Genomic DNA, 18,260 nt, shown 5'->3' with positions numbered 1-18,260 from the left:
CCGCGGCGATGGTGCTCGGCCCGACTCCACTGCCCGGGGGTGGCGTGGTGGCGGCGCCGCAGGCTTCCGCTGCGGGCTGCCCCGACGTGGAGGTGATCTTCGCGCGGGGCCGCCTCGAATCCCCCGGCGCGGGAATCATCGGCAACCAGTTCGTCAGCGCACTACGCTCGCGCGTCCACCGCAACGTCGGCCTGTACGCGGTGAAGTACCCGGCCGACAACCAGGTCGACGTCGGCGCCAACGACATCAGCCAGCGCATCATCTACAACATCAACAATTGCCCGAATACGCGGCTGGTCCTTGGCGGGTACTCGCTGGGCGCGGCGGCCACCGACATGGTGCTGGCAGTTCCGATCCCCATTCTGGGCTTCAAGACTCTTCTGCCCCCGGACGCCGGAAGCCACATCGCGGCAGTCGCCTTGTTCGGCAACGGCACCCAATGGTTGGGTCCCATCACAAATTTCAGCCCCGAGTATCGGGACCGGACCATCGAGCTGTGCCACGGCGCCGATCCGATCTGCAATCCCGCCGACCCGGACACCTGGGAAGCCAACTGGCCCGACCACCTCGCCGCCGCCTACCAGAAGGCCGGAATGATCGACCAGGCCGCCGATTTCGTGGCGGGCAAACTCTAGGGCTTGTCCAGCGTCCGCAGGTCGCGGGTGATCATGATGCGCGCGGCGAGCTCGTCATCCGGCGGGTAGTCCACCCCGGCCAGCGTCAGGCCCCGAGCCGGCGCCGCGGCGAAGTCGCTGGAACGCGCGTCCGCTGTCAACAGCGTTGCGCACCAGGATGGTTCGCGCCGCCCCTGCCCGACCGCGAGGAGTGCACCGACCAGTGATCGCACCATCGACCAGCAGAACGCGTCAGCGGTGACGTGGGCCGTCACGGCATCGCCGTCGCGTACCCAGTCCAGGCGCTGCAGGTCGCGGATGGTCGTCGCACCGGGCCGGTGGCGACAGAAAGCGGCGAAATCGTGCAACCCCACCAGATGCCGGGACGCCGAATTCATGGCGTCGACGTCCAACGGCTTCGGCCACGGTGTCACGTACCGCGCGGACTGCGGTTCGACACCGTAGGGCGCCAGCGACAGCCGGTATTCGTAGTGCCGACGCAGCGCCGAGAAGCGGGCATCGAATCCGGCTGGGGCGCGGGTGATGTCACGTGCCCGAACATCCTGAGGCAGGAAGCGGGCCAGCCGGCGGACCAGCGGCAGGAACTCCGGCTCGCCGGGCCGGGCGTGGCGCGGATACGCGTGAGCCAGGGCGTCGGCCGGGACGTCGAGATGGGCCACCTGGCCGGTGGCGTGTACTCCGGTGTCGGTGCGGCCGGCCCCGAAGACCCGGACCGGCTCCCGGAAGACCGTCGAGAGAGCGTCCTCGAGAACACCCGCAACCGTGCGGTGGCCTTCCTGCGCCGCCCAACCCGTGAAATCGGTTCCGTCGTAGGCGATGTCGAGCCGCAGACGAACGAGCCCGCCACCGCTGTCGGTGACGGGCTCGTTCGTGCTCACAGCGTCAGGACTTGTCAGCGTCCGAATCCTCGGCGGATTCTTCGGCCTTCTCCTGGGCAGCCTCGGCGGTCTGCGCGTCGGCGATGCCGGCATCTTCAGCCTCGACGGCTTCGATCGACTCTTCGGCCTCCGGGCCCACGGCCTCGTCGGGCTCCACCGCGGCAGCGGCAGCCACCGGCGCAGCCTTGGCGGCCGAGCTCTTGCGGGCCCGGTTGGCTTCGGAGGTCACCGTCTTCTCCCGCACCAGTTCGATGACCGCCATCGGGGCGTTGTCGCCCTTGCGCGGCTCGACCTTGATGATGCGGGTGTAGCCGCCGTTGCGGTCGGCGAAGAACGGCGCGATCTCGGCGAACAGGGCGTGCACCACGTCCTTGTCGCGGATCTTCTTCATCACCTCACGCCGGTTGTGCAGCGCACCCTTCTTGGCATGGGTGATGAGCTTCTCCGCGTAGGGCCGCAACGCCCGCGCCTTGGGCTCGGTGGTCTTGATGCGGCCGTGCTCGAACAGCGACGTGGCCAGGTTGGCCAGAATCGCCTTCTGGTGCGAGGACGACCCGCCGAGGCGAGGACCCTTGGTGGGCTTGGGCATTGCGACTTCTCCTAAATGGGGCCGGTCCCCGTATCAGGTAGGACCGGGACTGATGTGTACTTAGAGCTCTTCGGTTTCGGTGTAGTCCTGCTCGGCATCCAGGTCGTAACCCGCATCGCTGTTCCAGGTGCCGGTGGCGACGTCGTAGCCGGCGACCTCCGACGGATCGAAGCTGGCCGGGCTGTCCTTGAGCGACAGACCCAGCTGGTGCAGCTTGATCTTGACCTCGTCGATCGACTTCTGGCCGAAGTTACGGATGTCCAGTAGATCGGACTCCGTGCGAGCGACCAGCTCGCCGACAGTGTGCACACCTTCGCGCTTGAGGCAGTTGTACGACCGGACGGTCAGGTCCAGATCGTCGATCGGCAGCGCGAACGCCGCGATGTGATCGGCCTCGGCAGGCGACGGGCCGATCTCGATGCCTTCGGCCTCGACGTTGAGTTCCCGTGCCAGACCGAACAATTCGACCAGGGTCTTGCCGGCCGACGCCAGGGCGTCACGCGGGCTGATCGAGTTCTTGGTCTCGACATCGAGGATCAGCTTGTCGAAGTCGGTGCGCTGCTCGACGCGGGTGGCCTCCACCTTGTAGGTGACCTTCAGCACCGGCGAGTAGATGGAATCGACCGGGATACGGCCGATTTCGGCGCCCGAGGCCTTGTTCTGCACGGCAGGCACATAGCCGCGGCCGCGCTCGACAACCAGCTCGACCTCGAGCTTGCCCTTGTCGTTGAGGGTCGCGATGTGCATGTCCGGGTTGTGCACGGTCACGCCGGCCGGCGGGACGATGTCACCGGCGGTGACCTCACCCGGGCCCTGCTTGCGCAGATACATGGTGACCGGCTCGTCCTCCTCGGAGGAGACGACGAGTCCCTTGAGGTTCAGGATGATGTCGGTGACGTCTTCCTTCACCCCGGGCACGGTGGTGAACTCGTGCAGCACACCGTCGATGCGGATGCTCGTGACGGCCGCGCCGGGGATCGACGACAGCAGCGTACGCCGCAGCGAATTGCCAAGGGTGTAACCGAATCCCGGCTCCAGCGGTTCGATGACGAACTGCGACCGGTTCTCGGCGATAACCTCTTCGCTCAGTGTGGGGCGCTGAGAAATCAGCATGGCTTTTTCTATCTCCTTCTCGGCAACCGCTATTTGATGCCGTTAAGTGATCCGCGGAACGGTTGCCCCGCGGACGTCTTCTTTACTTCGAGTAGAACTCGACGATCAGCTGCTCGGCGAGCGGAACCTGGATCTGCTCACGAGTCGGCAACTGGTGGACGAGGATTCGCTGACGCTCCCCCACGACCTGCAGCCAGGACGGGATCGGGCGCTCACCGGCGGTCTGCCGGGACAGCTCGAACGGGAAGGTGTTCAGCGACTTGTCCTTGATGTCGATGATGTCGTACTGCGACACCCGGTAGCTCGGGATGTTCACCTTGACACCATTGACCGTGAAGTGGCCGTGGCTTACCAGCTGGCGAGCCATCCGGCGGGTACGGGCCAGGCCCGCCCGGTACACGACGTTGTCCAACCGGGTCTCCAGGATCTGGAGCAGGTTCTCACCGGTCTTGCCGGTGGACCGGTTGGCCTCTTCGTAGTACTTGCGGAACTGCTTCTCCATCACGCCGTAGGTGAAGCGAGCCTTCTGCTTCTCCTGCAGCTGCTGACGGTATTCGCTCTCCTTGATCCGCGCGCGGCCGTGCTGGCCGGGCGGGTAGGGGCGCTTCTCGAACGACTGATCACCACCGACCAGGTCGACGCCGAGGCGGCGCGACTTGCGGGTAGCGGGTCCGGTATAACGAGCCATTGTTCAGATCCTCCCTAGACCCGGCGCCGCTTGGGCGGACGGCAGCCGTTGTGCGGCTGCGGAGTGACGTCGGAAATGGCGCCGACCTCGAGGCCGGCGGCCTGCAGCGAGCGGATCGCCGTTTCGCGGCCCGAACCCGGGCCCTTCACGAATACGTCGACCTTCTTCACGCCGTGCTCCTGCGCCTTGCGGGCAGCGTTCTCGGCGGCGAGCTGCGCGGCGAACGGAGTCGACTTACGCGACCCCTTGAAGCCGACGTGACCCGACGATGCCCAGGCGATGACGTTGCCCTGGGGATCGGTGATCGAGACGATCGTGTTGTTGAACGTGCTCTTGATGTGAGCGGCGCCGTGCGGGATGTTCTTCTTTTCCCTGCGACGGGTCTTCTGACCCTTCTTGGCGCCGGTGCCCTTCTTTGCCTGTGCCATCCGGGGTTACCTGGCCTTCTTCTTGCCGGCGATGGTGCGCTTGGGGCCCTTGCGGGTGCGCGCATTGGTCTTGGTTCGCTGGCCACGCACCGGCAGGCCACGGCGGTGCCGCAGGCCCTGGTAGCAGCCGATCTCGATCTTGCGGCGAATGTCGGCCTGAACCTCGCGGCGCAGGTCACCCTCAACCTTGAGGTTGCCTTCGATGTAGTCGCGCAGCTGGGTCACCTGATCGTCGGTGAGGTCCTTGGTGCGCAGGTCCCGGTCGATGCCGGTGCCGTCCAGGATTTCCTGGCTACGGGTACGGCCGATGCCGTAGATATAGGTCAGCGCGATCTCCATGCGCTTGTCGCGCGGGAGATCTACGCCCATGAGACGTGCCATCAGGCAGTGATTCCTTCTCTTTGCGGAGGTCTGATCCCAGTCCGTTCCCCGTCTTTCGGGGTCCGGCCTCCGTGCCGGACGTGATGAGGGCGCTGATTCGTCTTTGTGGCGCTGACGCGCCGGGCCCTCAGTGGTACTGGGAGGTCTGCATTCAGTTGTGGGTAGTGCTCGCGCCGGGTGTTAGCCCTGCCGCTGCTTGTGGCGCGGATCAGAGCAGATCACCATGACCCGCCCATGCCGGCGGATCACCCTGCACTTGTCGCAGATCGGCTTGACGCTCGGGTTCACCTTCACGGCTGTTCGATCCTTCTAGTTCTCGTCGGTTGTCTTGAATGCTGGCGATCGGGTCGGGCTTACTTGTACCGGTACACAATGCGCCCGCGGGTCAGGTCGTAGGGAGACAACTCCACCACCACCCGGTCCTCGGGAAGGATGCGGATGTAGTGCTGCCGCATCTTGCCGCTGATGTGAGCGAGTACCTTGTGTCCGTTCTCCAGCTCAATGCGAAACATCGCGTTGGGCAGGGGCTCGACCACGCGGCCCTCGACCTCGATGGCACCGTCTTTCTTGGCCATGTCCTCTTCGATCCTGCTTTCTCGGTTTGGGGCAGCATTCGCCCCGACTGCAAAACGTGAGCCGGGAGCGGGAAATTCCGGGATTTCCTCAGACAGGGCACGCAAGAGTCGGCGCGGAATCCGCACCGTTGGTCAACGATACCCGCTCGGGCGCGGTACTCCAAAACGCGCCGAAGCGGCGCTGACCTCCGCTTCATCTGCCGGCGAACGCGACGCGGCGGCAACCGCGGGCCCGCAAAGCCCACCCTAATAAGCACTGGACAACAAGCGCATACTTGACGGTGATGACTGGACCCGCCCCCCAGCCCCGCAAACCCGTGATCCTCACTGTGGACGACGACCCCGCCGTCTCACGTGCCGTGGCACGTGACCTCCGCCGTCACTACGGCGAGCGGTATCGGATCGTCCGCGCCGAATCCGGGCTCGACGCGCTGGAAACGATCAACGAACTGAAGCTGCGCGGCGAAACCGTCGCGGTGTTCGTCGCCGACTACCGGATGCCGCAGATGAGCGGCATCCAGTTCCTCGAAGAGGCGATGGACGTCTACCCGATGGCCCGCCGCGTTCTGCTGACGGCCTACGCCGACACCCACGCCGCGATCGACGCGATCAACGTCGTCGACCTCGACCACTACCTGCTCAAGCCCTGGGATCCGCCGGAGGAGAAGCTCTACCCGGTGATCGACGCGCTGCTGGAGGCCTGGCACGCCACCGGCGACCGGGCCATCCCGCACACCAAGGTGATCGGGCACCGCTGGAGCGAACGTTCGTGGGAGGTGCGCCAGTTCCTGGCCCGCAACCTGCACTCGTTCCGGGCGTTCAACGCCGACGAGCCCAAGGGCAAGCAGCTGCTGGACGCGGGCGGCCTTGACGAGTTCCAGCTGCCGGTGGTGATCAGCGAACAGGGTCAGATCCTGGTCGACCCGACCGATGCCGAGCTGGCCGCGATGCTGGGACTGTCCACCAGCCCGTCGCTGGAGATGTACGACCTGGCGGTCATCGGCGGCGGCCCGGCCGGGCTGGCGGCCGCGGTTTATGGCGCCTCCGAAGGCCTCAAGACCGTGCTGATCGAGGAGACCACCACCGGTGGTCAGGCCGGCCGCAGCTCCCGCATCGAGAACTACCTCGGCTTCCCCACCGGCGTCTCCGGCGCCGAACTCACCACGTCGGCCCGCAGGCAGGCCGAGCGCTTCGGCGCCGAGGTGATCACCACCCGCAAGGCGATCAAGCTCTCCGCCGGTGAGGCGGGCACCGCACGCACCATCGAGTTCGAGGACGGCAGCACGATCGCCGCCCGCGCCGTCATCCTGGCCACCGGTGTGGCGTACCGCCAGCTGCAGGTCACCGGCTGTTGGGACAACCCCGACGATCCCGCATGCAACTACGTCGGACGGGGCGTCTACTACGGCGCCTCGGTGTCCGACGCCTCGGAGTGCCGCGGCGAGGATGTCTACATCGTGGGCGGCGCCAACTCGGCCGGGCAGGCGGCCATGTACATGTCCCGCGAGGCCCGCTCGGTCACCATGCTGGTGCGCGGACCGTCGCTCGAGGCGTCGATGTCGCATTACCTGATCCAGCAGATCGAGAAGAACCCGACGATCTCGGTCCGCACGTGCACCGAAGTGGTGGACACCCTCGGCGAGGACGACCACCTGACCGGCCTGATCCTGGAGAACCGGCAGACCGGCCAGCGCGAAACCGTCGAGGCCAGCCGGATGTGCTGCTTCATCGGCGCCGAGCCCCGCACCGACTGGCTCAAGGAGGTCGTCGCCGTCGACGACCACGGTTTCGTCCTCGCCGGTCCCGACCTGCTGAACGTGGCCGGGTGGACTCTGGACCGCCCGCCGCACCACCTGGAAACAAGTGTGCCCGGTGTGTTTGTTGCAGGAGACGTGCGCTCCGAGTCCGCAAAACGGGTGGCGGCCGCCGTCGGCGAAGGGTCGATGGCGGTGATGCTGGTGCACCGGTATTTGGCGGAGGCCTAGAAAGGGCGTAACGACATGGGCCAGAACTGCATGCCCGACGAACTCAGGACGCTGTTCCTGTTCGAAAAGCTGTCGACCGAACAGCTCCAGACGTTGTGCGACAACGGGCATATCGCGACGTTCGAAACCGGCCCGGTGGTCGTCGAAGGCGAACCGGCCACCTGCTTCTACGTCCTGCTCGACGGCGAGTTGGTGATGTCGAAACGCTCCGGCGGTGTGGACGTGGAAACCACCCGCACCTCGCAGCGCGGCGTGTACTGCGGGGCGTGGTCGGCCTACATCCCCAATGAGGAGCAGGTCTATCAGGCCTCGGTGCGCGTCACGAAGCCGTCGCGGTTCTTCGTGCTCGACGCCGAAGCCTTCGCGCAGTTCATGAAGTCGGAGTTCCCGATGGCCGTGCATCTGCTCGAGGGCCACATGGTCGGCGGGCGGCGGCAGAGCCAGATCCTCGGCCAGCGGCAGAAGCTGCTGGCGCTGGGCACCATCACGGCCGGGTTGACCCACCAGCTGAACAACCCGGCGGCAGCCACCGCGCGCGCCGTGGCCGACCTTCGTGAAGGCGTCGGCAAGATGCGCTACAAGCTGTCGATGCTCGCCGACGGGCAATTCAGTCCCGAGGCGCTGCGGGTGCTGGTCCGGATCCAGGACGAGGTGGCCGAACAGGTCGCCAAGTCCAAGGTTCAGGAACTGTCCGCGCTCGAGACCTCCGACCGCGAAGACCAAGTCGGCGATTGGCTCGAGGACCACGGCATCGCCAGCGCGTGGGATTACGCCCCCACGTTCGTCGAAGCCGGTCTCGATGTGGACTGGCTGGAACGCATCGAGGCCTCGATCGACTCGGTGGACTGTTCGGCGACGCTGCAGAGCGCGATCGGCTGGCTGAAGTACACGATCGACACCGAGCTGCGGATGAACGAGATCGCCGACGCCAGCGAACGCATCTCGGGTCTGCTCGCCGGGGCCAAGAAGTACTCCCAGATGGACCGGGCCGAATACCAGGTCGCCAACGTCCACGAGCTGCTGCACAGCACGCTCAAGACGCTGTTCGGCGACAAGGTCGGCGCCGACAAACCCATCAAACTGGTCAAGGAATGGGACAAGTCGATTCCCGAAATCGCTTGTTACCCAGGCGGTTTGAACGAAGTATGGGACGTCATCATCAACAACGCCATCCAGGCGATGAAGGGCCGCGGCACCCTGACGATCCGGACCGCCCGCCAGGGCGACGACCGGATCCGGGTGGAGATCTGCGACGACGGCCCCGGCATCCCGGAAGAGATCATCGACCGGATCTTCACCGCGTTCTTCACCACCAAGCCCTTCGGTGAGGGCGACGGGCTGGGCCTGGATCTGGCCCGCCGGATCATCGTCGAGAAGCATCAGGGCGATATCCGGGTCGAATCCGAACCGGGCAACACCCGCTTCATCATCCTGCTGCCGCTGGTGGCGTCCGCGCCCGTCGCGGTAACCCCGGGTGAACTTTCCACCGCAGCGGAATAGCTCACACTCGGGCCCGGGTTATAGCCGCCATGAGCGCCAAGCCCGATCTCGGTAAGTTCGCGTCCTTCGGCATGGGCATCACGCCTGAGGACGCCTCGGCAATCGAGGCGCTCGGTTACGGCGCGGTGTGGGTGGCGGGCTCGCCCCCCGCCGAGCTCGACTGGGTGGACCGAACTCTCGAGCAGACCCGCACCCTGAAACTGGCCACCGGCATCGTCAACATCTGGACCGCCAAACCCGAGGCGGTCGCCGCCTCGTTCCATCGCATCGAGAACGCGCACCCTGGCCGCTTCCTGCTGGGCCTGGGTGTCGGCCATCCCGAGGCGGACGCCGAGTTCACCAAGCCGATCACCGCGCTCAACGCCTACCTCGACGTGCTGGACGAACACGGCGTACCACGCGACAACCGCGTTCTGGCCGCGCTCGGACCGCAGGTCCTGAAGCTGTCGGCACGGCGCAGCGCCGGCGCCCACCCTGTCCTCGTCACGCCCGAGCACACCGCGCAAGCGCGCGAACTCATCGGTCCCGACGCGTTCCTGGCGCCCGCGGTACCCGTCGTCCCCACCACCGATGTCGAGCACGCCCGCGCCGTCGGCCGTAAGACCCTGGAGATGTATCTCGGGCTGAGCAACTACCTCAACAACTGGAAGCGGCTGGGCTTCACCGATGACGACATCACCCGCCCCGGCAGCGACCGGCTCGTGGACGCCCTGATCGTGCATGGAACACCCGACACGATCGCGGCGCGGCTCACCGAGCACCTCGAGGCCGGCGCCGACCACGTCCCGATCCAACTGCTCACGTCGCAGGCCAAGGTCGTACCCACCTTGGCCGATCTCGCCGGCCCGCTCGGGCTGAGCTGACCGAAGGGAAAGATCGATGACAGACAAGCCGGATCTGGGCAAGTTCGGGTCGTTCGGTCGCGGGGTCACCCCGCAGCAGGCCAAAGAGATCGAGGCCCTCGGTTATGGCGCGGTGTGGGTGGGCGGTTCGCCTCCTGCCGAATTGGATTGGGTGGAGCCGATTCTGGAGAACACCACCACGCTGAAGGTGGCCACCGGCATCGTCAACATCTGGACCGCCGCGGCCGGCCCGGTGGCCGAGTCGTTCCACCGCATCGAGAAGGCCTACCCCGGCCGGTTCATCCTCGGCATCGGCGTCGGACATCCCGAGGCGCATCAGCAATACCAGAAGCCGATCGACGCGCTGCGCGGCTACCTCGACAAACTCGACGAGTACGGGGTTCCGAAGAATCGGCGCGTGGTCGCCGCGCTCGGCCCGCAGGTACTCAAGCTGTCGGCCACTCGGGCGGCCGGTGCGCACCCCTACCTGACCACGCCGGAGCACACCGCCGAAGCGCGGCAGCTGATCGGACCCGAGGCGTTCCTGGCGCCCGAGCACAAGGCGGTGCTGACCACTGACGCGGATCAGGCGCGCACAGTCGGCAGGCAAGCCCTCGACATTTACCTCAACCTGCAGAACTACCTCAACAGCTGGAAACGGTTGGGATTCAACGACGACGACGTGGCCAAGCCCGGCAGCGACCGGCTGGTCGACGCCGTCGTGGCCTACGGAACCCCCGAGGCGATCGCGGCCCGGCTGACCCAGCATCTCGAGGCGGGTGCCGACCACGTGCCCGTCCAGGTACTCACCTCATCTGACAAGCTGGTGGATGCACTGGCCGCGCTGGCCGGCCCGCTGGGTCTCAAACAACCGTAGGGACTCAACCAACCCCAACGAGAGGGACTCGTGACCAATCCGTCGCTGCTCAAACCAGATCTCGGCCGCTACGGGGTGTGGACCGGTGGACCGGTCACACCGGAGCAGGCGGTCGAGATCGAGCGGCTCGGCTACGGCGCGGTGTGGGTCGGCGGTTCGCCGGCGGCCGATCTGTCGTTCGTCGAGCCGATCCTCGCCGAGACCGAGAACCTGTCGGTCGCCACCGGAATCGTCAACATCTGGAACGCCCCGGCCGACGAGGTCGCCGAGTCCTATCACCGGATCGAAAAGGCTTATCCCGGGCGGTTTCTGCTCGGGGTGGGCGTCGGACACCCCGAGCACACCCAGGAGTACACCAAGCCCTACCAGGCGCTGGTGAACTATCTCGACAAACTCGACGACAAGCATGTGCCGACCAGCCGCCGGGTGATCGCCGCCCTCGGTCCGAAGGTGTTGCAGCTGGCCGCGCAACGCAGTGCCGGTGCGCATCCCTACCTGACCACCCCCGAACACACCGGGCAGGCCCGCAATCTGGTCGGCCCGACGGTGTTCCTGGCACCCGAACACAAGGTGGTGTTGACCACCGATCCCGACGAGGCCCGCGAACTCGGCCGCGACAGCGTCGGCTTCTATCTGGGGCTGAGCAACTATGTGAACAACTGGAAGCGGCTGGGATTCACCGACGCCGACGTCGCACCGCCGGCCAGCGACAAGCTGATCGACGCCGTGGTCGCCCACGGAACGGCCGACGCCATCGCCGCGCGGCTGGCCGAACACCTCGACAACGGCGCCGACCACGTGACCATCCAGGTGCTCGGCGGCTGGGACAAGCTGCTGCCGACACTGACCGAGCTGGCCGGACCGCTGGGGCTGACCGCGAAGGGGTGAGCGTTCCACCGGCCCGTTAGGGTGGCGGCATGCGGCTGTTGGTGACCGGCGGCGCCGGTTTCATCGGCGCCAACTTCGTCCACAGCACCGTGCGGGAACGGCCCGAGGTGTCGGTGACCGTCCTGGACGCCCTCACCTATGCAGGCAGCCGCGAGTCGCTGCGCTCCGTGGACGATCACATCCGGTTGGTCGAGGGCGACCTCGTCGACGAGTCGCTGGTCGACACGTTGGTCGCCGAGTCCGACGCGGTGGTGCATTTCGCCGCCGAAACCCATGTGGACAACGCGCTGGCCGGTCCAGCGCCGTTCGTCCGGAGCAACGTCGTCGGCACGTTCTCGGTGTTGGAAGGCGTTCGGCGGCACGGGGTTCGGCTGCACCATGTCTCCACCGACGAGGTGTACGGCGATCTGCCCCTGCACGGCGACGAGCGGTTCACCGCGCAGACTCCGTTCAACCCGTCGAGCCCGTATTCGGCGACCAAGGCTTCGGCCGACCTGCTGGTGCGCGCGTGGGTGCGGTCCTACGGGTTGCGCGCGACAATCTCCAACTGCTCCAACAACTATGGGCCATACCAGCACATCGAGAAGTTCATCCCGCGCCAGATCACCAACGTCCTGACCGGCCGCCGTCCCAAGCTCTACGGCACGGGCGCCAACGTGCGCGACTGGATCCACGTCGACGACCACAACAGCGCGGTATGGCGGATCCTGGAAGACGGCGTGAGCGGATCCACCTACCTGATCGGCGCCGACGGCGAGCGGGACAACCTGTCGGTGTTGCGCCTCATCCTGCAGCTGATGGGCCGCGACGCCGACGATTTCGACCATGTTCCCGACCGCGCCGGCCACGACCTCCGCTATGCGATCGACGCCAACGCGCTGCGCAGCGAACTCGGCTGGACGCCGGCGCATACCGACCTGACCGAGGGATTGACGAGCACGATCGCGTGGTACCGCGCCAACGAGTGGTGGTGGGGTCCACTCAAAGAACAGGTCGAGGCCGGCTACGCCGAACGCGGCCAGTGACTACGGGTTTGCACGTCCGATCACGCCGCCATGACAACGACCGGACGTGGGAACCGCAACGCCGCGCAGGCGTCGTCGACCGACTCACCGATCTCCTCGGCAAGGTCACGGCGTACTACTGAACTGCCGGTGGTCGGGAGGGCGTCGCCGAGCCCGACGACGAGTCGTGTCAGCACGATATTGTGCCGACGGCGGATGCGATCCATCTCGGCGAGGGTGTCGCCGACCGGGACCGAACAGCCGCCGGCCGCACCGACCTCACACAGCAGTCCGACCAAAATCGTTGACCGGCAAGCGATCACCGCGTCCGCCGCGTTGTGGGAGCCGCGCAGTGCGGCGTCGGTCATGCGCACCAGCACATGGTGGGTGCGGCTGGCCCGCAACGTCGCGATCTGCTCGCGACGGCTGAGCACCAGCCCGCCCACCCCGGCGGCACTGGCCCGGCGAATCCCACCGGTACCCAGCTGGTCGGCGTGGACGGTCATCCGCACCGGATGGATGCCGACCGAGATGGCCGAATGCAACTCCGCGACGGTGCGGACATCGACAGCCCAGCTGTGCTCACGAACCCAGCGCGCCACCAGCGCGTCGTGCAGCGCCCCGGCCGGGAACGACACCTCGGCGGGCGCGCACGCGTCCCGGCAGCAGATCATCCGCCGTATCTCCGGATGCTCGACGGGTGGACAGGCCCGGACCCAGGACCGAAAACTTGTCGACAATGTCACTGCAGCACCTCTTTCCTTCCCCCATCGACGGTGCGCGCCCAAACCTCGGGGCCGCTCTGATGCCGCTGTGGGCTCGCTGAATCAACGGGTGGCCGGACTTTCGTCAAGACGGCCCGTTCCGGCGTAAAGAAACCGTCAACGCCGGTGCTGGCGGGGGTTTTCGGGCTCTAGCGTCGCCGTCATGAGTGTCCTCATATTCGTGCTGCTGACAGTGGCGATCTTCGCCCTGCTCGGCCTGGTGCAGAAGCTGGTCGAGCGACTGTGAGCTACGAGAACGTCGTCGGCTTGATCTTGTCCGTGCTACTGGCCCTGTTCGTGGCCGCCGCACTGCTGTTTCCGGAGAGGTTCTAGTGACCACCACATCGGCGGGGATCGTCTTCCTCGTCCTACTCATCCTCGCGCTGGCCGCTGTACATGTGCCGCTGGGCGACTACATGTACCGGGTGTACTCCGACGAGAAGTCCGTCAGGAAAGACTCTGCGGTCGAGCGGGTCATCTACCGACTGATCGGCGCCGACCCGAAGGCCGAGCAGACCTGGGGGGCGTACGCCCGCAGTGTGCTGGCGTTCTCGGCGGTCAGCATCCTGTTCCTGTTCGTCTTCCAGCTGGTGCAGGGCACCCTGCCGCTGCACCTCAACAACCCCGGCACCCCGATGACGCCCGCGCTGGCGTGGAACACCGCGGTCAGCTTCGTCACCAACACCAACTGGCAGGCGTACTCGGGTGAATCCACCCAAGGGCACCTGGTTCAGATGGCCGGCCTTGCGGTGCAGAACTTCGCCTCCGCCGCGGTCGGCATGGCCGTCGCGGTCGCGCTGGTGCGGGGGTTCGCCCGCCGCAACGCCACCGAACTGGGCAACTTCTGGGTGGACCTCGTTCGTGGCGCCCTGCGGATCCTGCTGCCGATCTCGGTTGTGGCCGCGATCATCCTGATCACCGGCGGCGCGATCCAGAACTTCCATCTGCACGATCAGGTGGTCAACACCCTGGCCGGCGCGCAGCAGACCATCACCGGCGGACCGGTGGCCAGTCAGGAGGCCATCAAAGAGCTGGGCACCAACGGCGGTGGGTTCTACAACGCCAACTCCTCGCACCCGTTCGAGAACCCCACCACGTGGACCAACTGGGTCGAGATCTTCCTGCTGCTGGTGATCAGCTTCTCGCTGCCGCGCACCTTCGGACGCATGGTCGACAGTCGCAAGCAAGGATTGGCCATCGCCGCGGTGATGGCTGTGCTCGCGCTCATCAGCGTCACGCTGATGCTGAAGTTCCAGTTGCAGGGCCACGGCACCGTCCCCACCGCCGTCGGATCGGCGATGGAAGGCGTCGAGCAACGGTTCGGGATAGCCGACTCGGCGGTGTTCGCCGACGCCACCACGCTGACGTCCACCGGTGCGGTGGATTCGTTCCACGACTCCTACACCAGCCTCGGCGGCATGATGACGCTGTTCAACATGCAGCTCGGCGAGGTCGCGCCCGGCGGTACCGGATCGGGCTTGTACGGCATGCTGATCCTGGCCGTCATCACGGTCTTCGTCGCCGGCCTGATGGTCGGACGCACGCCGGAGTACCTGGGCAAGAAGATCACTCCCCGCGAAATCAAGCTGGCTGCAAGCTATTTCCTGGTAACGCCGCTGATCGTGCTGACCGGTACCGCCATCGCCATGGCCATGCCCGGGCAGCGGGCGGGCATGCTCAACACCGGGCCGCACGGATTATCGGAAGTGCTGTACGCCTTTACTTCTGCGGCCAATAACAACGGCTCGGCGTTCGCCGGCCTCAGCGTCAACACCGAGTGGTACAACACCGCATTGGGCTTGGCGATGGTGTTCGGCCGGTTCCTGCCGATCATCCTGGTGCTCGCCCTCGCCGGGGCCCTGGCCAGGCAGGGCCATACCCCGGAGTCGATCGGCACGCTGCCCACGCATCGGCCCCAGTTCGTCGGCATGGTGGCCGGCGTGACTCTCATCCTGGTGGCCCTGACCTTCCTGCCCATGCTCGCGCTCGGGCCCCTTGCTGAAGGAATTCACTGACCATGACCGTGACCGCAGTCGAGGCCCGTCTCGAGACGGGCGCCAAGAAGAAACAGGTACAGGGCGGACTGCTCGACCCCAGGATGCTCCTGACGTCGCTGCCCGACGCACTGCGCAAGCTCGACCCGCGCACGCTGTGGCGCAACCCGGTCATGCTGATCGTCGAGATCGGCGCGGTCTGGAGCACCGTCCTCGCCGTCGTCGATCCGAACTGGTTCGGCTGGCTGATCGTCTTCTGGCTGTGGCTGACCGTGGTGTTCGCCAACCTGGCCGAGGCGGTGGCTGAGGGGCGCGGCAAAGCGCAGGCCGAGTCGCTGCGAAAGACCAAGGCCGACACCATGGCTCGCCGACTCGTCGGCTGGGAGCCGGGTGCGCACGGGCGCGAGGACGTGGAAGAATCTGTCGCTGCATCCTTACTGGTCCAGGGCGACACCGTCGTCGTCGAGGCCGGACAGGTGATACCCGGTGACGGTGACGTGCTCGAAGGCATTGCCTCGGTGGACGAGTCGGCCATCACCGGCGAATCGGCCCCGGTCATCCGGGAATCCGGCGGCGACCGCTCGGCGGTCACCGGTGGAACCACCGTGCTGAGTGATCGCATCGTGGTTCGGATCACCCAGAAGCCCGGCGAGAGCTTCATCGATCGGATGATCGCCCTCGTCGAAGGCGCCAATCGGCAGAAGACACCCAACGAGATCGCGCTGAACATCCTGCTCGCCGCACTGACGTTGATCTTCATCTTCGCGGTGGCCACATTGCAGCCGCTGGCGATCTTCGCCAAGGCCAACAATCCCGGTGTGCCCGAATCACTGTCGCTGACCGCCGATGGCGTCTCTGGCATCGTCATGGTCTCACTGCTGGTGTGCCTGATCCCGACGACCATCGGCGCGCTGCTGTCGGCGATCGGTATCGCAGGCATGGACCGGCTGGTGCAACGCAACGTGCTGGCCATGTCCGGCCGCGCGGTCGAAGCCGCCGGTGACGTCAACACGCTGCTGCTGGACAAGACCGGCACGATCACGCTGGGCAACCGGCAGGCGTCGGACTTCGTTCCGCTCGAGGGTGTCTCACCGGGGCAACTTGCCGACGCGGCGCAGTTGTCCAGCCTGGCCGACGAAACTCCCGAAGGCCGTTCCATCGTGGTGTTCGCCAAGTCGAACTTCGGCCTGCGCGCCCGCACACCCGGCGAGCTCGTCAATGCGAACTGGGTCGAATTCTCAGCCGCCACAAGGATGTCCGGCGTCGACCTCGAGAACGGGCACCTGCTGCGCAAGGGCGCGGCCAGTACCGTCGCACAGTGGGTACGCGACCAGGGCGGTGCCGTGCCGGCGCAGCTCGGCGACATCGTCGACGGCATCTCCGCGGCCGGCGGCACACCGCTGGTCGTCGGCCAGGTGGTCGACGAGAAGGCCGAAGTATTGGGCGTCATCCATCTCAAGGATGTGGTCAAGCAGGGTATGCGGGAGCGCTTCGACGAGATGCGCAAGATGGGCATCCGCACGGTGATGATCACCGGCGACAACCCCTTGACCGCCAAGGCGATCGCCGATGAAGCCGGGGTGGACGACTTTCTCGCCGAGGCCACCCCGGAGGACAAGCTCGCGCTGATCAAGCAGGAGCAGGCCGGCGGCAAGCTCGTCGCGATGACCGGTGACGGCACCAACGACGCGCCCGCCCTCGCCCAAGCCGACGTGGGGGTGGCGATGAACACCGGCACCTCGGCGGCCAAAGAGGCCGGCAACATGGTCGATTTGGACTCCGACCCGACCAAGCTCATCGAGATCGTCGAGATCGGCAAGCAGCTGCTGATCACCCGCGGGGCGCTGACCACCTTCTCGATCGCCAACGACATCGCCAAGTACTTCGCGATCATCCCGGCGATGTTCGTCGCGTTGTTCCCCGGCCTGGACCTGCTGAACATCATGCGGCTGCACAGCCCGCAATCGGCCATCCTGTCCGCGGTCATCTTCAACGCGCTCGTCATCATCGCGCTGATTCCGTTGTCGCTGCGGGGCGTTCAGTACACCCCCAGTAGCGCCTCGAAGCTGCTGAGCCGCAACCTCTACATATACGGCCTCGGCGGGATCATCGCCCCCTTCATCGGGATCAAGCTGATCGACCTCGTCGTCCAATTCTTGCCAGGGATGTGACATGAACTTCTCCAGTCTCGTTCGTCAACACTGGGCGGCGCTGCGGGCGCTGCTGGTCCTCACCGTCATCGTCGGGGTCGGCTACCCGCTGTTCATCTGGCTGGTGGCTCAGATCCCCGGGCTCAAGGACAAGGCCGACGGTTCGATCATCGAGGTGAACGGAAAGCTGTTGGGCTCCAGCCTGATCGGCCAATCGTTCACCGACGATAAGGGCAACCCGCTGCCGCAGTACTTCCAGAGCCGCCCGTCGGCGGCCGGCAACGGATACGACCCGCTGGCCACCGGCGCGTCGAATCTGGGCCCGGAAAGCATCGTGGACAGTCCCGACAAGCCGAGCCTGCTGACCCAGGTCTGCACCCGCAGCAAGGCGGCCGGCGACCTCGACGGCGTCGACGGCACGCGCCCGTTCTGCACCGGCGACGGTGTCGGTGCGGTGTTGTCGGTGATCGGGCCGCGCGACGCCCGCGGCAACGTCGCCGCCCCCACCAAGGTCGTCAGCGTCAACGAGCCGTGCCAGACCACCACGACCCCGTTCCTCGCGACGTACGAGGGTGTGCGGGTGCAATGCGCCCAGTCCGGCGAGGACTACACGACCGGGCAGATCGTCCCGATCAAGGGTGCGGCCGGTGAACCCGTGGTACCCGCCGACGCGGTGACCGCCAGCGCCAGCGGCCTCGACCCGAACATCTCCCCCGCCTACGCCGACCTGCAGATCGCGCGGGTCGCCAAGGCCCGCGGTGTCAGCGCCGACCAGATTCGGGGTCTTCTCGCCGAGCACACCGACGGCCGCACACTCGGCGTCTTCGGCGAACCGCGTGTCAACGTCCTCGAACTCAACATCGCGCTGGACGAGAAGTTCGGTATCAAGAGCTGATCTCACGGTGGATCGATCTGCGAATAATAGAGACGTGGACACCGTGCAACCGCCGCGCGTGACGTCCGGCGGCG

General features: G+C 66.3%; 20 protein-coding genes. 11 read left to right on the top strand and 9 right to left on the bottom strand.

Annotated features, from left to right (window positions below):
• Positions 1 to 8: 8 nt before the first annotated feature.
• Positions 9 to 635 carry a cutinase family protein gene (locus CRM90_RS16985; RefSeq protein WP_102808150.1) on the top strand — a complete coding sequence of 209 codons (627 nt, stop codon included), beginning with the start codon at positions 9 to 11 and terminating at the stop codon, positions 633 to 635.
• Here the strand turns inward: CRM90_RS16985 and truA are convergent.
• The 8 genes from truA to infA form a co-directional block, all read right to left on the bottom strand.
• The gene (gene truA, locus CRM90_RS16980) at positions 632 to 1,606 is read right to left on the bottom strand and encodes a tRNA pseudouridine(38-40) synthase TruA (protein ID WP_102808110.1); all 975 of its coding nucleotides are present in this window, start codon (positions 1,604 to 1,606) and stop codon (positions 632 to 634) included. The two genes, CRM90_RS16985 and truA, sit on opposite strands and share 4 nt — an antisense overlap.
• Entirely contained in the window at positions 1,518 to 2,102 is a 585-nt protein-coding gene (gene rplQ / locus CRM90_RS16975; RefSeq protein ID WP_102808109.1) for a 50S ribosomal protein L17, read from the bottom strand. The genes truA and rplQ overlap by 89 nt, the downstream gene beginning before the upstream one ends.
• A gap of 60 nt (positions 2,103 to 2,162) precedes the next feature.
• Positions 2,163 to 3,215: a DNA-directed RNA polymerase subunit alpha gene (locus CRM90_RS16970; protein WP_071949501.1), complete on the bottom strand. Its 1,053-nt coding sequence runs from the start codon at positions 3,213 to 3,215 to the stop codon at positions 2,163 to 2,165.
• A gap of 82 nt (positions 3,216 to 3,297) precedes the next feature.
• The gene (gene rpsD / locus CRM90_RS16965; RefSeq protein ID WP_036340802.1) at positions 3,298 to 3,903 is read right to left on the bottom strand and encodes a 30S ribosomal protein S4; all 606 of its coding nucleotides are present in this window, start codon (positions 3,901 to 3,903) and stop codon (positions 3,298 to 3,300) included.
• A gap of 14 nt (positions 3,904 to 3,917) precedes the next feature.
• Positions 3,918 to 4,331, bottom strand: a complete 414-nt coding sequence (gene rpsK / locus CRM90_RS16960) for a 30S ribosomal protein S11 (RefSeq protein WP_036340804.1) — start codon at positions 4,329 to 4,331, stop codon at positions 3,918 to 3,920.
• Positions 4,332 to 4,337: 6 nt separating this feature from the next.
• Positions 4,338 to 4,712 (bottom strand): 30S ribosomal protein S13, encoded by a 375-nt coding sequence (rpsM, locus tag CRM90_RS16955; protein WP_036340806.1) that lies wholly within the window; start codon positions 4,710 to 4,712, stop codon positions 4,338 to 4,340.
• A 180-nt stretch (positions 4,713 to 4,892) separates the two neighbouring features.
• Positions 4,893 to 5,006: a 50S ribosomal protein L36 gene (gene rpmJ, locus CRM90_RS16950; protein ID WP_003879483.1), complete on the bottom strand. Its 114-nt coding sequence runs from the start codon at positions 5,004 to 5,006 to the stop codon at positions 4,893 to 4,895.
• Between the two features lie 59 nt (positions 5,007 to 5,065).
• Positions 5,066 to 5,287 (bottom strand): translation initiation factor IF-1, encoded by a 222-nt coding sequence (infA, locus tag CRM90_RS16945; protein ID WP_005140011.1) that lies wholly within the window; start codon positions 5,285 to 5,287, stop codon positions 5,066 to 5,068.
• A gap of 284 nt (positions 5,288 to 5,571) precedes the next feature.
• On the opposite strand from infA, the gene CRM90_RS16940 reads away from it, so the two are divergent.
• Genes CRM90_RS16940 through rfbB form a run of 6 tightly spaced genes read left to right on the top strand, consistent with a single transcriptional unit; the run spans position 5,572 to position 12,404 of the window.
• Complete coding sequence (locus CRM90_RS16940) at positions 5,572 to 7,272, top strand: NAD(P)/FAD-dependent oxidoreductase (protein WP_199189927.1); 1,701 nt, start codon at positions 5,572 to 5,574, stop codon at positions 7,270 to 7,272.
• A gap of 15 nt (positions 7,273 to 7,287) precedes the next feature.
• Entirely contained in the window at positions 7,288 to 8,772 is a 1,485-nt protein-coding gene (locus CRM90_RS16935; RefSeq protein ID WP_102808107.1) for an ATP-binding protein, read from the top strand.
• Between the two features lie 29 nt (positions 8,773 to 8,801).
• The gene (locus CRM90_RS16930; RefSeq protein ID WP_199189926.1) at positions 8,802 to 9,635 is read left to right on the top strand and encodes an LLM class F420-dependent oxidoreductase; all 834 of its coding nucleotides are present in this window, start codon (positions 8,802 to 8,804) and stop codon (positions 9,633 to 9,635) included.
• A gap of 16 nt (positions 9,636 to 9,651) precedes the next feature.
• Positions 9,652 to 10,491: an LLM class F420-dependent oxidoreductase gene (locus tag CRM90_RS16925; protein ID WP_102808105.1), complete on the top strand. Its 840-nt coding sequence runs from the start codon at positions 9,652 to 9,654 to the stop codon at positions 10,489 to 10,491.
• A gap of 30 nt (positions 10,492 to 10,521) precedes the next feature.
• The gene (locus CRM90_RS16920) at positions 10,522 to 11,379 is read left to right on the top strand and encodes an LLM class F420-dependent oxidoreductase (RefSeq protein ID WP_102808104.1); all 858 of its coding nucleotides are present in this window, start codon (positions 10,522 to 10,524) and stop codon (positions 11,377 to 11,379) included.
• A gap of 29 nt (positions 11,380 to 11,408) precedes the next feature.
• On the top strand, positions 11,409 to 12,404 hold the full coding sequence (gene rfbB, locus CRM90_RS16915) for a dTDP-glucose 4,6-dehydratase (protein ID WP_102808103.1): 996 nt from the start codon (positions 11,409 to 11,411) through the stop codon (positions 12,402 to 12,404).
• 20 nt (positions 12,405 to 12,424) lie between these two features.
• Here the strand turns inward: rfbB and CRM90_RS16910 are convergent, their stop codons facing one another.
• The gene (locus CRM90_RS16910; protein WP_142391388.1) at positions 12,425 to 13,129 is read right to left on the bottom strand and encodes a type III PLP-dependent enzyme domain-containing protein; all 705 of its coding nucleotides are present in this window, start codon (positions 13,127 to 13,129) and stop codon (positions 12,425 to 12,427) included.
• Between the two features lie 261 nt (positions 13,130 to 13,390).
• Here CRM90_RS16910 and CRM90_RS30995 point away from each other — a divergent pair, with 261 nt between their 5' ends.
• Genes CRM90_RS30995 through CRM90_RS16885 form a run of 4 tightly spaced genes read left to right on the top strand, consistent with a single transcriptional unit; the run spans position 13,391 to position 18,186 of the window.
• The gene (locus CRM90_RS30995; protein WP_102808100.1) at positions 13,391 to 13,480 is read left to right on the top strand and encodes a potassium-transporting ATPase subunit F; all 90 of its coding nucleotides are present in this window, start codon (positions 13,391 to 13,393) and stop codon (positions 13,478 to 13,480) included.
• A complete protein-coding gene (kdpA, locus tag CRM90_RS16895) occupies positions 13,480 to 15,162 on the top strand; it encodes a potassium-transporting ATPase subunit KdpA (protein ID WP_102808099.1) in 1,683 nt (560 codons plus the stop codon). The genes CRM90_RS30995 and kdpA overlap by 1 nt, the downstream gene beginning before the upstream one ends.
• A 2-nt stretch (positions 15,163 to 15,164) precedes the next feature.
• Positions 15,165 to 17,312 (top strand): potassium-transporting ATPase subunit KdpB, encoded by a 2,148-nt coding sequence (kdpB, locus tag CRM90_RS16890; protein WP_102808098.1) that lies wholly within the window; start codon positions 15,165 to 15,167, stop codon positions 17,310 to 17,312.
• Between the two features lies 1 nt (position 17,313).
• Entirely contained in the window at positions 17,314 to 18,186 is an 873-nt protein-coding gene (locus CRM90_RS16885; RefSeq protein ID WP_102808097.1) for a potassium-transporting ATPase subunit C, read from the top strand.
• The last annotated feature ends 74 nt before the right edge of the window (positions 18,187 to 18,260 follow it).

The organism is Mycobacterium sp. ENV421 (assembly GCF_002887815.1).
Taxonomy (GTDB): Bacteria; Actinomycetota; Actinomycetes; order Mycobacteriales; family Mycobacteriaceae; genus Mycobacterium.
The sequence above is the reverse complement of the archived record's forward strand: the minus strand, read 5'-3'. Positions and strand labels throughout refer to the sequence as shown.

Bases quoted from the DNA above. Each gene is read 5' to 3' on its own strand.
- CRM90_RS16985 (WP_102808150.1), top strand. From the start codon at position 9: ATGGTGCTCGGCCCGACTCCACTGCCCGGGGGTGGCGTGGTGGCGGCG.
- truA (WP_102808110.1), bottom strand. From the start codon at position 1,606: ATGCCGGCATCGCCGACGCGCAGACCGCCGAGGCTGCCCAGGAGAAGG.
- rplQ (WP_102808109.1), bottom strand. From the start codon at position 2,102: ATGCCCAAGCCCACCAAGGGTCCTCGCCTCGGCGGGTCGTCCTCGCAC.
- CRM90_RS16970 (WP_071949501.1), bottom strand. From the start codon at position 3,215: ATGCTGATTTCTCAGCGCCCCACACTGAGCGAAGAGGTTATCGCCGAG.
- rpsD (WP_036340802.1), bottom strand. From the start codon at position 3,903: ATGGCTCGTTATACCGGACCCGCTACCCGCAAGTCGCGCCGCCTCGGC.
- rpsK (WP_036340804.1), bottom strand. From the start codon at position 4,331: ATGGCACAGGCAAAGAAGGGCACCGGCGCCAAGAAGGGTCAGAAGACC.
- rpsM (WP_036340806.1), bottom strand. From the start codon at position 4,712: ATGGCACGTCTCATGGGCGTAGATCTCCCGCGCGACAAGCGCATGGAG.
- infA (WP_005140011.1), bottom strand. From the start codon at position 5,287: ATGGCCAAGAAAGACGGTGCCATCGAGGTCGAGGGCCGCGTGGTCGAG.
- CRM90_RS16940 (WP_199189927.1), top strand. From the start codon at position 5,572: ATGACTGGACCCGCCCCCCAGCCCCGCAAACCCGTGATCCTCACTGTG.
- CRM90_RS16935 (WP_102808107.1), top strand. From the start codon at position 7,288: ATGGGCCAGAACTGCATGCCCGACGAACTCAGGACGCTGTTCCTGTTC.
- CRM90_RS16930 (WP_199189926.1), top strand. From the start codon at position 8,802: ATGAGCGCCAAGCCCGATCTCGGTAAGTTCGCGTCCTTCGGCATGGGC.
- CRM90_RS16925 (WP_102808105.1), top strand. From the start codon at position 9,652: ATGACAGACAAGCCGGATCTGGGCAAGTTCGGGTCGTTCGGTCGCGGG.
- rfbB (WP_102808103.1), top strand. From the start codon at position 11,409: ATGCGGCTGTTGGTGACCGGCGGCGCCGGTTTCATCGGCGCCAACTTC.
- kdpB (WP_102808098.1), top strand. From the start codon at position 15,165: ATGACCGTGACCGCAGTCGAGGCCCGTCTCGAGACGGGCGCCAAGAAG.
- CRM90_RS16885 (WP_102808097.1), top strand. From the start codon at position 17,314: ATGAACTTCTCCAGTCTCGTTCGTCAACACTGGGCGGCGCTGCGGGCG.